Source organism: Streptococcus sp. CF8_St5-11, from assembly GCF_024295625.1.
In the GTDB taxonomy this organism is placed as follows: domain Bacteria; phylum Bacillota; class Bacilli; order Lactobacillales; family Streptococcaceae; genus Streptococcus.
In genome coordinates, this window is record NZ_JANCOJ010000002.1 from 137,737 (window position 1) to 150,630 (window position 12,894).

General features: G+C 38.6%; 18 protein-coding genes. All 18 read left to right on the plus strand.

Translation table 11 applies throughout. The annotated features are described in order from the left end of the window. Position 1 precedes the first annotated feature (1 nt). The 18 genes from NMM13_RS04415 (at position 2) to macP (ending at position 12,879) form a co-directional block, all read left to right on the plus strand. Positions 2–628 (plus strand): hypothetical protein, encoded by a 627-nt coding sequence (locus tag NMM13_RS04415; protein WP_254727895.1) that lies wholly within the window; start codon positions 2–4, stop codon positions 626–628. Positions 629–1,170: 542 nt separating this feature from the next. Further along, entirely contained in the window at positions 1,171–1,710 is a 540-nt protein-coding gene (locus NMM13_RS04420; RefSeq protein ID WP_254727893.1) for a hypothetical protein, read from the plus strand. Between the two features lie 13 nt (positions 1,711–1,723). After that, entirely contained in the window at positions 1,724–2,164 is a 441-nt protein-coding gene (locus NMM13_RS04425) for a hypothetical protein (RefSeq protein ID WP_049491595.1), read from the plus strand. An 85-nt stretch (positions 2,165–2,249) separates the two neighbouring features. Then, positions 2,250–2,534, plus strand: coding sequence for a hypothetical protein (locus NMM13_RS04430; protein WP_023917559.1), 285 nt, complete (start codon positions 2,250–2,252; stop codon positions 2,532–2,534). Between the two features lie 54 nt (positions 2,535–2,588). Continuing rightward, positions 2,589–3,152 carry a hypothetical protein gene (locus NMM13_RS04435; protein WP_049514868.1) on the plus strand — a complete coding sequence of 188 codons (564 nt, stop codon included), beginning with the start codon at positions 2,589–2,591 and terminating at the stop codon, positions 3,150–3,152. A 33-nt stretch (positions 3,153–3,185) separates the two neighbouring features. Then, positions 3,186–3,875, plus strand: a complete 690-nt coding sequence (locus NMM13_RS04440) for an SMI1/KNR4 family protein (protein WP_254727891.1) — start codon at positions 3,186–3,188, stop codon at positions 3,873–3,875. Positions 3,876–4,037: 162 nt separating this feature from the next. Continuing rightward, entirely contained in the window at positions 4,038–4,778 is a 741-nt protein-coding gene (locus tag NMM13_RS04445) for a hypothetical protein (protein WP_254727889.1), read from the plus strand. An 83-nt stretch (positions 4,779–4,861) separates the two neighbouring features. Next, positions 4,862–5,260 carry an NTF2 fold immunity protein gene (locus NMM13_RS04450; RefSeq protein ID WP_254727887.1) on the plus strand — a complete coding sequence of 133 codons (399 nt, stop codon included), beginning with the start codon at positions 4,862–4,864 and terminating at the stop codon, positions 5,258–5,260. 89 nt (positions 5,261–5,349) lie between these two features. After that, positions 5,350–6,279, plus strand: coding sequence for a hypothetical protein (locus tag NMM13_RS04455; RefSeq protein WP_254727885.1), 930 nt, complete (start codon positions 5,350–5,352; stop codon positions 6,277–6,279). A 134-nt stretch (positions 6,280–6,413) separates the two neighbouring features. Beyond that, positions 6,414–6,593, plus strand: a complete 180-nt coding sequence (locus NMM13_RS04460) for a DUF4304 domain-containing protein (RefSeq protein WP_254727883.1) — start codon at positions 6,414–6,416, stop codon at positions 6,591–6,593. Between the two features lie 435 nt (positions 6,594–7,028). Beyond that, entirely contained in the window at positions 7,029–7,634 is a 606-nt protein-coding gene (locus NMM13_RS04465) for a DUF6707 family protein (RefSeq protein ID WP_049491603.1), read from the plus strand. A 40-nt stretch (positions 7,635–7,674) separates the two neighbouring features. After that, positions 7,675–8,154, plus strand: coding sequence for an NUDIX hydrolase (locus NMM13_RS04470; RefSeq protein WP_254727880.1), 480 nt, complete (start codon positions 7,675–7,677; stop codon positions 8,152–8,154). A 7-nt stretch (positions 8,155–8,161) separates the two neighbouring features. Then, positions 8,162–8,890 (plus strand): GNAT family N-acetyltransferase, encoded by a 729-nt coding sequence (locus tag NMM13_RS04475; RefSeq protein ID WP_037599263.1) that lies wholly within the window; start codon positions 8,162–8,164, stop codon positions 8,888–8,890. 41 nt (positions 8,891–8,931) lie between these two features. Beyond that, the gene (locus tag NMM13_RS04480; protein ID WP_023917579.1) at positions 8,932–9,834 is read left to right on the plus strand and encodes a putative PEP-binding protein; all 903 of its coding nucleotides are present in this window, start codon (positions 8,932–8,934) and stop codon (positions 9,832–9,834) included. Further along, the gene (locus tag NMM13_RS04485; RefSeq protein ID WP_023917581.1) at positions 9,776–10,216 is read left to right on the plus strand and encodes an ASCH domain-containing protein; all 441 of its coding nucleotides are present in this window, start codon (positions 9,776–9,778) and stop codon (positions 10,214–10,216) included. The genes NMM13_RS04480 and NMM13_RS04485 overlap by 59 nt, the downstream gene beginning before the upstream one ends. A 381-nt stretch (positions 10,217–10,597) precedes the next feature. Further along, complete coding sequence (glmU, locus tag NMM13_RS04490; RefSeq protein ID WP_254727878.1) at positions 10,598–11,977, plus strand: bifunctional UDP-N-acetylglucosamine diphosphorylase/glucosamine-1-phosphate N-acetyltransferase GlmU; 1,380 nt, start codon at positions 10,598–10,600, stop codon at positions 11,975–11,977. 9 nt (positions 11,978–11,986) lie between these two features. Continuing rightward, positions 11,987–12,532 carry an NUDIX hydrolase gene (locus tag NMM13_RS04495; RefSeq protein ID WP_031574455.1) on the plus strand — a complete coding sequence of 182 codons (546 nt, stop codon included), beginning with the start codon at positions 11,987–11,989 and terminating at the stop codon, positions 12,530–12,532. 11 nt (positions 12,533–12,543) lie between these two features. Next, on the plus strand, positions 12,544–12,879 hold the full coding sequence (gene macP, locus NMM13_RS04500) for a cell wall synthase accessory phosphoprotein MacP (protein WP_003006241.1): 336 nt from the start codon (positions 12,544–12,546) through the stop codon (positions 12,877–12,879). Positions 12,880–12,894 lie beyond the last annotated feature (15 nt).

Sequence of the window (12,894 nt, forward strand, 5' to 3'; positions counted from 1 at the left end):
AATGGACTATGTAGATGAGTTAACTTCAGGACGTACGCCCTTGGTAAAAAAAGCTGCGAAAAAAATTTTAAAGGGTAAACTAAAAGGATATGAACCATTTTTGCATCAAGCCTTGGAAGGCGAGATGGAAAAACCTAAATCATGGGAATCACAAATGTACTTACTCTACGCCATAGCCGCAACGGATTGTACAGAAGAAGTCCCCTATCTCAAGTCATTGTTGCTGAGAGATATTCCAACCCCTGTAACCTATCGCTCTCTAGCAGTAGCGATTGCTTATCTAGAAAATTTAGAAACAGAGAACTTGTCTTTCGTTTATGAGTCCTTGGAATCGAATAACTCTTTGCAAGCTGCTGGCGCTTGTGCAGCACTCTATATGAGAAAGATTGTGCTGAAAGATGATGATTTTGAAAAGATCATGACCTTTATCACCAAGGATGTTTATTTGGAAAATATAAGAGGAACAATCGCTCCTTTTATGTTCATTTTGGCTGCATCTTATCTATATCCAGAACAGAATCGCCAGAAAATTGTAGACTTTTCTCGTCAATTTAATGAAGTATATATAAATACAATCATTGATGATGTATCCAAAGGAAAGGACGGCAGGAGGGTCAGGCTATTCTAAAATCTCCTTAAAGAGCGAAACAATAACTCTTAAAAATAAGACTTTTATTCCAAAGGGATTCATCAGGTGAATGGCCAACTGGAACTGCTTTTTTTAGAGAATAAGGTTGAATTCAATTTTAAAAACCAAAATGATGTGATGTTATCAGGATCTTCTGACCTTATTAGAATTGCTGAGATTGGTCCTGTGAAGATTGATACTTAAAGATGAATTCCTAGCTTATTTGCGGAGATTCTGGATGATCAAACAATCCTCCATTGCCAGGAGGAATACCGCGACTATGGGAAAAAGTGAAGGAAGAGCACAAGCATTAGACCTTGACCTAAGGCTAAACCTTTCTACAAGAAAAAAACTACGAGACCACGAATATGAAGTTACAGTATTTTGAATTAGATAAGCCCTATATGGAAAATCAACAGAGGATTGAGGAGCTGATGGACTCAACTGCGTTAACTTACGAAGAAGCTAGAATTAAGGACTATCGACAGAATTGGAAAGACCTACGAAGAGCGTTCGTATATGAATCCAAATGTATGACCTCTATGGTAGAACGGCTTTTCAAACCAGTTATAACCCAGGATTGTTGGAAAATCAACATAGAATGTGTAGATACGATTGGTAATCCAGCTATCATGAACCTACTTGGTGTCTATACTGTTCAGGTCTTATTTGATTTTTCTAGCTATGAAAGCTCGAGTCCATTGGAACAGAAAAAGATGCTCTTAGGGGCCTTGCTAAAAGGGGTAAAGCGCGTGTTTCAGGAGCTCTCCATTCCTTGTTCCTTGATAGAGGATGTAGTCAATGAAATAGAGAAAAACGATTATGAAAATAGCTGGGAGTGGAAAAGGAAGAAGATCCAATCCACGATCTTTTCCATTCAAGTGGAGCATCAGCTTGATAAGGTGGATTTGTTTTGGAAGATAGAGCATAAGGATAAGAGCATCCGTCAGTTGATTCAATCCTACCCTGCTCACGAGATGGATTATGGGGCTAAGCTTGGTAAACTGGAAGCAAAAGGGAACTTCCTGTATCTGCTGGATAAAGAGAATGAGATTGTGAGCAAAATTTCTGTTTCAGAATGATGGAGCACAAACAATGAGTGACTTAAAAAAGAGATTATCTTTATTAAAAGTAGAAAAACGAATCAATCAGTTGAAGGGGATTAAGGATGTTCATTTTCTGACCGATAAACCTAAAGAAATTGCTTGGTATGCTGGGGAGTTGAATCCTATAGACTCTCCGCTTCCTTGTCTTTATGAGTTTCCTGTTACCCTTGAGACTAAAGATCTAAGTAGACCAATTCAAAGTCTTGTTGGCAATAGCAGTCGGTTTATCCTAGTTTTTTGGGAGTTTTCACCAGTTTACGTCTTGTTTCAAATGGAGTCTTTGGATGACTTTTTGCCCTCTTATTCTACTGAATTTTCTACCAGAGACATGACGCTTTTCTTTCGAGACCAGGAAAAAGTATTGGATCTCCATTTAGCGGAGGATAAAGTAGAAGTGAGAGTCTTGGAGAATAAGGCTAAGAACCCGTAGGTTCTAAATATAGAATTAGTCGATGAAAGAGACAGAGAGGAAAGAATGCCATTCTTGGAAAGACAAATGGTAAAGGAAGATTCTAATGTGTGAAAAAGAATATTATTATTATGGCAATAGTGAGTTTATGACAGGCCTAGGAGTTATTTATACAGAGTTTACTGGTCAGCGTGCAAGTCGACAAATTAACGTTTTGAATGGGCACTCTTATGCTTCCTCTTGCCTACAGGATTATGTTCCAGAAGTAGGGTTTCTACTCTATGATGGTCGAAAAGATGAGTTGGATCTATCAGACTCCATCAAGATTAGTCAAGAGGAATTTGAACGAATTTGGGCTCAGGCTGTCGCTAGCGGTCAGAATGATACCTAATCGTCAGTTGAAAATAGCCAAATATAATCCCAAAAATGTGAGAGGAGTCTAATAATGATGTTCAATTTGTTGAAGGAATTTGTAGAAGTCTATCATAGAAACAAGGGCTTAGGAGAGCTTGTATTTACTAGTGACTGTCTCCATGTCGAAAAGCCAGATTTGTCTGGTCAATTGAAAGAGTTCTACCAACATTTGAGCTTTGAGGAAGAAGCTTATTTTAGAGGAGCTCCCTATGATCTTGCTCTAATTCCTCTCCCTCTATGTGAAGCTGCATCAGAAGGATGGCAGGATACTAGCTGGAAAGAGAGTTATGTGGTTTTTGCTCACATGATGGGGGATGAGCCAATTTTTTGTGATCTAACTAGCGAGCTTAGTCCTGTATTTGGCAAGATTCCTGGGAATTCCAAGCTCTATTGCTTAAGCCCCTCTTTATCTACTTTCTTGTCTACTTATAGTCAGATGAAAAAGCTAGAAATCACCAAGTTTGAGAATGACATCTACATTGATGAGGACTTGTCGGACTATAAAGAAGGTTTTTTAACAGGAATCATGGCTATTATCGAGGAGCAACTTCCTGAAGCCTATCGAAAAGACTTTATTGAATTTATGCTTGGCTAAAGCCAAAGATGAAGAGATGAGAAGCAAATGAAAATGAAGAATTTTTTAAAATGTTGTGAAGATCTGGTCATACAAGAAAGTGGGGCCTCAGCTCTTGAACTAGAAAAACTCAAAGCCAGACAGTTTCCGCGAGCTCACTTGGATTTGCTCTCCATAACCAATGGCTTGGAATTTTATGGTGGCTATTATCGCTTGTTTGGGACGGATTCTACTCAAGCTATTACGCTAGATTCCTGGAATTCGGATGAGGTATGGAAAGACGTCTGGAGAGATTATGTATCAGACTACTATTTTTTTGGTATGTCTGCTATTGGAGATCAATTCGCTTATAGATTGAAGGATGGGAACATTCAAAGTCATCAAGTTTATTATTTAGATGGGATTACTATGGATGTCATCGAGATCTACGACAGTTTTGAAGCATTTTTTGAGAGGGAATTTGTTCTGAAAGCCCAAGGTGGGATGGAATCTATTTTTGTTTCTGCTAGGGAACGATTTGGAAATCTAGACCTCTCCAGAAGCTGTATTTATTCCCCTTCTTTAATGATAGTGAATGATCCAAGTGTTGAAAATCTCATGCTTTTACCGACAAAGGATGTCATGACCATCAATGGGGATTTGTTTGTTCAATTGTCTGATTCAGAGGAGTCTATTACGAAACTAGAGCAATATCTAGACGCTTCGGGTAGAGCCAGAGTCAAGGTCATTTTTGATCGAGATTGAGCAAGCAGGATATAGTTTATTTAGAAAAAATACTCTGAAGATTCGTGATTTTAACCTTTTGGCGACAATCGATGATTTAGTCTTCTAGTCAGGGTGTCATTGTAAAATGATTTAGGTTGAAAATAGAAAACGAAGCATTTTATTCATGAAAAGAGGTGAATAATGACCAGTTTAGATAAATATTTAGAGATCATTAAAAAAGGATTTTCCGAAAGAGAGAATCTAATGGCAATGGAGCCTCTGCATTCTATTGAAGAGATTGCACCATTATTGGATGAAAAATTGACTTATAATGAATTCATCGATATCAATCGCTTATTAAGACAAAAGTACATTGTCGAAAACCCAGAGGAGATGCTGAAAGATGTAGATTTTAACCAGCTTTCTTTACCTAGCAATACGAGGGTGATTTACTTGATGGGAAGTAAATCTGATGTGCTAGACTTTTCAAAATATGAACAAGTAGAAAAGATTTTAATAGTTGGGGCTAGAAAAGTAAGAAAGATCATCTTACCCCAGAATGATTGTGTGAAAGCTCTAGGGATATCTTCCATGACAAATTTGGAAACGATAGAGAACATTTCTTTTCATAAAGGCATGCGTTATCTGCACTTTGATTATGGTGTAAAGTTGCCCAACTTAAATTTTATTAGAGATTTAAATCAGTTACTCTATCTTTCATTTACGGCAAATAAAAAATTACCAGAATTGGATTTTATCCAGTCCTCTAGTGAGCTTCGTTTTTTGGATTTTGTCGATACGTCTATTTTTAACTACGCAACAACAGTTAGCTACCTGAAGGGTCTGAAACATCTCCGATTTTTAACAACGGGAAGAACAAATCAAAAGCAAAGGGAACTTCTTAGAAGAGAGTTACCACATGTTTGCATGCGTGAGGGGTAAAAAATGCCTTTAATCCAGCTTTTTATGACCGATGTCTTCATAATAAACGAACCTTTAGTCCCGTTGTTTAAGTAGGAGGAAATATGACCCATACGAATCTAGCAAAAGAAACCTTCCTCCAGTTTATGCAGGCCATGTATTCTTGGGAGAGGAAAGCCACAAGGAGCCTAAGAAACCAAGCCGATAAAGAGATGTTGAAGGATGAATTAGCTGCTATATTTGATCAGTTTTGTAGATCTAAAAAAACACTCAGAGAAAGGGAAGTATCTTTATCTGTTCGATTTCCATTTGACTATAAATTAGAAACGCATCCCATCGTCGATGAAGAGTATGACGGGAATCAAACTTATTTGTATATTAAGGAGAATCGATCTGGTTTAGAAACTCTCTATCGTTTTCGAATGGTATTTCAAAAGGGGAAATGGTGGATTGATAAGAAGGAATGGCTTGATGATGGGAAGTGGATCAATTCTTCCTTGTGATATACTGAAAAATGTAGGAAGACAGGAAGAAATGTGTTTCAAAAGACAGTGGTAGTTTAAGTGTAAGTAATGAAATGTTAGGGGTCAATATGAATAAATCACTTTCAAATCAAAAAAGAAAATTAACAACCATTAGAAATCAAGTACTAAAAGCGAGAGATTTTGATCTTGAAAAAGCACAGCTTTTTACTACTAAAGCAATTTTAGAAGCATTAAAAGCAGGCAAAAAAAGCCTTGAAATCAATTGGGAGGAAAACGGGAAAACAGAAACCTACTCCTATAAACATGTACGGATGGTTCATGCTATTCAACCATATACTTTGGTTTCTGAGTTCATTGAAAACAAGACATCTGAAACCTATCAATCTTTGCTAAATGGCTGTTTTTGTTCTGTAATGGCAGATATGGCTTCTGCTAAATACTTGGCTAAAGGGGGCTCAAACTTTGATACAGATATTTGTTTAAATATCTTATTTGCCCTTGCCTATTTGGATGATACTTATGTAGAGTTTTTAATTGATAAATTAGCCTATTTTAAAGAAGCCCAAGTTGAAAAAGGGAAAAAAATTATTCTCTTTTCAGCTAAGAGTTTATTGCCTTTAGTCGTTTTTCTTTATGGAAATGGTGAGGGTGCTCGACTTGCTAACCTACTGGAGAATGCTTGTGATGCCAAATATCAACCCTTGGACACGAATCCTTATCAGAATGTGAATGATGCCTATAAACAGGTTATGGAAACTATTTTTTCAGAGGATGATGATGTTTTTAGAGAAACAATTTTATCCATGTGTGATTATCATTTAGCGAACACCAGAGATAGTCATTTAGTAGATTTCAATACCTTACTTTGGCAATATTTCCCAATTGAAATCTTAGTTTTACTAAAAGAACGTCAGAAAAGAGGCCTCCCAATCGACGGGCTTAGCCATCCCTTGCTTGATGACTTTTTACCCTATTTCATGGATAACTTTCAGCTATCCGAGCAAAACAAGATGATTCTAGGAACGATCTTAGACTAGTTGTGTAGAATAGATGGAGACCGTCAATAACCCATGCAATCGCAAGGAATTATAGGAATCACCTATATCCATTTAGATTCCTAGTAAAGTGCAATGAGGAACTCTCCACATCCTGTTAGAAGAGAGGTAAAGAAATGAAAGAGGCCAAAGAACTCTTCGTAAAAAATGGCTTTTCGCGACTAAAGCGAACCCATAACTATTATAAAGTCGATCATGATTTTTACACAGTCATCTATTTTCAACGAAAATCAGATGGTAGTGCCTATTTTGTGAATGTTGCCTTCATCCCCTCTTTCTGGAGTCGGGACTGTTAGAAGAAGTGGATTGTGCTTTACGGACTCGATTAGGTTCTATCAATCATAAAAATGGGCCGGATCAAGCTGAATTGGAAAAAGCTAAGAGGCCATCGATTTTACTGCTCAGTATGCGTCGTATCCTACCGTATTTTCGAGCATAGATCCCGAGAAGGATCTTGATAAGGATTGGTTGTTAGAACAATTCTCTATCACCAAAGTGAACTTATGCAGATTGTATGTTGAGTATTATGATTCGATCGATTCTAAAAAGCTGGCTTTAGATTTTGCAAACTATGGCTTATCCATTACACCTAAGATTGCCTCTATTCCTAAAAACTTCTTTAAAACCTATATTTGTTCGGGAGAAATAGTCAAAACGACTTATTAGGGCGGAGTGAAAGTGCGGATTTACTGGTCAATATCCTGACGAAAGAAACCGGTAGGAGAAAAGAAATGAAAGTGAAAGAACTAATCGAAGAGATTGAAAATGATGCTGAGTTCGTCTCGTATTTAAACCAGGTTCCCAAAAAGAATAAGAAAACCCAAGCTAGCTATCTCGAATCGCTGAATCATCTGGCCTATTTACTTTATCTGGATGGTCAAGAGGAAATGGCTAAGAAATTATTAGATAGGATCATACAAGTTCCATTTGAAGGGAATTATAACACTTGGACCTTTGTTGCTAGCTCTCTGGTTTTATTGGCCTATCTGGAAAGAGAGGCAGAAAATCAGGTATTTGTCTATAAAAAACTCCTTTTATCCCCATTAGAACAAGGAGAGGAATCCACTCAAAACATAAGAAGGAGAGTTCATCAGAGATTTTTGAATGGTGATAGCTTGGAGCAAAAGCTTGTAAAAATCGAGCAAGCTTCAAGTCCTGAATCGGAAATGGAACGCCGTCTGCTATTCTTAACAGATCTACTGAAAATTTACCTCTTTATCACTGAGTCAACTTGTGAAGAGACAAATATTCAGGCAAAAATTGAAGAGAATATGGAGATACTGAAGAAGTATATCAAGGAACATGAAATCTATAGCCTCTTTCCTTTTAAGGGATAAGATGAGCTGACAATCTTTGACTTTTAGAAAAGAGTAGAATATGGAAATCAAAAATCACTTTGGCGTCTATGGAGTCTGTCTTCAAGAGGGGAAACTGCTCTGCATTGAAAAAACAAGAGGCCCTTATCAGCATCGTTTTGATCTACCGGGTGGTAGCCAGGAACTAGGAGAAGGGCTGACTGAAACCCTCAAGCGAGAAGTTCTGGAAGAGACGGGCTATACGATTAGCAGATACGCTAATCCTAGGATGTATGACGTGCTGGTTCAAGAAGAGGGGAAAGATTTTGCTGTACATCATATCATGGCCTTTTATGATGTAGTACTTGATTTAGAACGCTCTCAAAAATCCCTTCCACAAGAGGTTCTTGATGGAAGTAATGATTCAGCAAAGGCAATTTGGTTGAATTGGGAAGAAATTACCGAAGAAAATGCCTCACCCTTAGTATTAAAGGTAAAGGCAGAGTTAGGAGGATTTCCAGAATTGGACATGACAAGCTATAGAAATTGGAAGGTAAAATAGAGGGAGAATGGAACTATTTAAAACATGGAAGAAATATATGGTTCTCTATGGTCTTAAATCTCAAATTGGAACTGTTTATCGAAACAGTGATAGGACAACGAGCTTTTATGATATTGGGAATTTTCTATATCTAGCAGGGAAATTAAATTCTAGATTTTGGGAAGACTTTGTTAGGCAATATGGTTTAGATTATAAGATTATTATTTCAGAAGACACTAAGTGGCAAGATTTTCTGCATCAGCAAGTGGGGTTAATTTCTTTTACTCGCTATTCTTTTAAGGATAAGGCAAATTTTCAAGTTGAATTTCTAAATGATATAGTTACTCATTTAGAGGAAGGTTACAATATTGTACCTATTGATAATCGTATTTATAACTATCTTTCTGAGGAAGAATGGTCACAAGATTTACAGGGGGATTTTGAGTCCTACCAGGATTTTACTTTAAAAGGTGGATTTGGCTTTGTTATTCTTAAAAATAATGAACTGATTGCTGGGATTTCCTCAGGTTTAGTTTACCATGGAGCAGTTGAAGTGGAAGTTGCAACTAGACCAAACGAACAAGGAAATGGATTTGCTAAAAAGCTTGGTGCTGCAATGATTCTAGAAAGTTTAAATAGAGATATGTTTCCACTTTGGGATGCTCATAACGAGGCTTCCAAAAAAGTAGCAGAATTTTTAGGATACGAGTTAGTTGAACCTTATGAAGCTTTTGAACTAGAGGAAAGTATCATATAATGATATCTGATATTGTATCTTTTAAGACGAGGTGAATGAAAATGCAAAATCAACTAGGTCTTAGTGGCGAAAAAATTGTTGAAAAAGTTTATCCCCATTTATTGCACCACGTCGGCTTGATTCGTGGGGAATACTTGTTGAGAGAACTAAACCAAAACATACTATTACCAAATTGTCAGCAATTTGTGAAAGATTATCTAGACACTATTTGTCATTTGTACTCAGATGAAGAAGTCTGGTATCGCTTTTCAGAGTTAACAAATGCAGAAGCAAATATTCTAGACGGGACTAAAGAGTATTTTGACGAACGCCACCCCTTATTTGGATACAGAGGTATCAGGCGTTTGTTGGCGTGTCCAGATGAATTTCAGGCTGAGATAAATGTTGTTACCGAAGTTTTTCAAACCAATCCCAATCTGTCTGTTATTTTTCCTTTTGTCAATGATGCCGAACAATTAAAACAAGCTATTACAGTATTGCGTCAGTATGGTTTTACCGGGAAAGTTGGCACGATGATTGAATTACCATCAGCTTATTTCGACTTGGACAGGATACTGGAAACTGGTATTTCAAAGATTGTAGTTGGAATGAATGATTTAACTTCTTTTATTTTTGCGACTGTGAGAAACAGTCAATGGCATGATATGGAAAGTCCAATTATGTTAGATATGTTGAGACAGATGCAGGATAAAGCAAGGAAGAACAAGATTGATTTTGCTGTAGCAGGCTATCTGAATACTTCTTTCATACAAAAAATGAATCAGATGGGTATCGAATGTATTCTCCATTACAGCTCTATTCCAGAGATTTTTGATTTAGAAATTGACCATCCAGACCATCTTAAACATATAAAAGAAGAAAGTAAAAAATTACAAAGGAGAACCCATGACACCTCAAGAAATGTGGAATGCCTACAAGCAAATCAACCCCTCTATCGGAGATGAGATAGACGCCTGGGCTTTTGGAGCGGAACCAGACCTTTTAGCGGAACTGGTCTTTAAAGGCGAAAAAACAGCAACAGCCTCAGCTTACGACCTCTACGCATTAGAGGACGAACCCCTTCCCCAAGAAGGGACTTTTGATGTCATTTTAGACAGTCAAGATCAGGCTGTCTGCATTGTTGAAGTTACAAAGGTTTCTGTTCAGCCTTTCAAACAGGTTTCAGCTGACCATGCCTACAAGGAAGGTGAGGGAGACAAATCTCTAGCTTATTGGCGTCAGGTTCATGAAGACTTTTTCACAGACTGTTTAGGAGAAGCGGGACTAACTTTTACACCTGATAGCAAGGTGGTTTTAGAAGAATTTCGCAAGATTTATCCATTATAGATACGCTCTCCATTTAGGAGAGTCACATTGAAGACAAAATTAATTTGAAAACTTTCCTTAGGTGAGTACGGACGTCAGCGAACTTCCTCGAAGTTCCATGACTTAGTTTTGAGCCTAAGGTCTCAAAACTCCCGAGTGCTTGAAATGATCGTATTTCAAGCACTTTTCTCACAGCGGAAAGTTTTAGTATATTTTTGATTAATTTTTAAAATTAAAACTATTATTACTTATTTGTTGAGTAACGTTACTTATCTTACTAAAAAATAGTTTGTCTACATTCGAGCTTCCCTTATAGGAGAGTTTTTTGGTTTGGGTCTTATTTTCCAAAAGGGCTAAAAAATGGTATAATGTAAGCGATATTGTACAGAAAAGAGAAATGTTATGCCAAATTATGCCATTATTTTAGCAGCAGGGAAAGGTACCCGTATGAAATCAGATCTGCCCAAGGTTCTTCACAAGGTTGCTGGGATCTCTATGTTGGAACATGTCTTCCGTAGTGTTGGAGCTATCTCACCTGAGAAGACGGTAACGGTTGTGGGCCACAAGGCGGAATTGGTGGAGCAAGTATTAACTGGACAAACAGAGTTTGTCAAACAAACCGAACAATTGGGAACTGGTCATGCGGTCATGATGGCAGAGCCAGTCTTGGAAGGTCTTGATGGGCATACTCTTGTCATCGCAGGAGATACACCTTTGATTACGGGTGAAAGCCTCAAACACTTGATCGACTTTCATATCAACCACAAGAATGTAGCAACGATTTTGACAGCAGAAGCAGCTAATCCATTTGGCTATGGTCGGATTGTCCGTAATGACAATGCGGAAGTGCTTCGAATTGTTGAGCAAAAAGATGCGACAGATTTTGAAAAACAAATTAAAGAAATCAATACAGGAACTTATGTCTTTGACAATGCGCGCCTCTTTGAAGCTTTGAAAAATATCAATACCAACAATGCCCAAGGTGAATACTATATCACGGATGTCATCGGAATTTTCCGTGAGGCTGGTGAAAAAGTCGGGGCCTATACGCTCAAAGATTTTGATGAAAGTCTCGGGGTTAACGACCGCGTGGCCCTTGCGACAGCAGAAGGCATCATGCGTCGTCGCATTAACCAAGCCCACATGGTTAATGGGGTGAGCTTTGTCAATCCGGATGCGGCCTATATCGATATCGATGTTGAGATCGCACCAGAAGTGCAAATCGAAGCCAATGTTACCCTAAAAGGGCACACAAAAATTGGGGCTGAGACAGTTTTAACCAATGGAACCTATATCGTGGACAGTGAAATTGGTGCAGGTGCTGTCATCACCAACTCTATGATTGAAGAGAGCACGGTAGCTGATGGCGTAACGGTAGGACCCTTTGCTCATATTCGCCCAGGTTCTAGCCTCGCCAAAGATGTTCATATTGGAAATTTTGTCGAAGTCAAAGGTTCGTCTATCGGCGAAAATACCAAAGCGGGTCATTTGACCTACATTGGTAACTGTGAAGTCGGCAGCAACGTCAACTTTGGTGCAGGAACCATCACAGTGAATTATGATGGCCAACACAAGTTTAAAACGACGATTGGAAACAATGTCTTTGTCGGCTCCAATTCGACGATCATTGCGCCAGTTGAATTAGGCGACAATTCCTTAGTCGGTGCTGGATCAACCATTACCAAGGATGTACCAGCTGATGCGATTGCGATTGGCCGTGGCCGTCAAGTGAATAAAGAAGAATATGCCCTTCGCTTGCCACACCATCCTAAAAATAAATAGGAGATTCTCATGCAATTTGAAGAAAAAACCATTGAGCGCAAGGAGATTTATCAGGGACCGATTTTCCAAGTGGTCACTGATCAAGTAGAACTACCCGCTGGAAAAGGCCAAGCGCAGCGTGATTTAATCTTCCATAACGGAGCAGTAGCGGTTTTGCCGATCACAGAAGATGGGAAAACGATCTTGGTCAAGCAGTACCGCAAGGCGATTGAAAGGACCTCAGTGGAGATTCCAGCAGGGAAGTTAGAAAAGGGAGAAAATGCAGATCCTAAAGCAGCTGCTCTGCGTGAATTGGAAGAAGAAATTGGTTACACAGCGGATCTAGAGTTGTTGTATGATTTTTATTCAGCCATTGGATTTTGTAATGAGCGGATCAAACTTTATGGTGCGACCAACTTGAAAAAGGTGGAAAATCCACGTCCACAAGATGCGGATGAGACCTTAGAGTTATTAGAAGTGACCTTGCAGGAAGCGAAAGATTTAATCCAAACTGGCGAAATCTGTGATGCCAAGACCATCATGGCTATCCAATATTGGGACTTAATCAATAAATAGAGGAGGATCCGATGGGAAAACCTTTATTAACCGATGAAATGATTGAACGAGCAAGGCGAGGTGAGGACATCACCGGTCCTAAAATGGTCGATGCAGAAGAGACGAAGATTATTCGGACAGACCACAGGGGATTTGGCTATGAACGTCCTATGAGAGAGAGTCGTATGGAGCGTCCACAAGAGCGTTATTCTCAGGATACTGTGCAGATCCAAGTGGAGCCCACCGTGACCAAGAGTCGTCGCATTGAAGAACGCAAACAAAGTGTGGTCCAATCCAAACTCAATAAGATTTTGTTCTGGATCATTGTGCTCCTCATTGCCTTGATCATTGCTATTTGGCGTCTATAAGGTCGTCACAAGGAG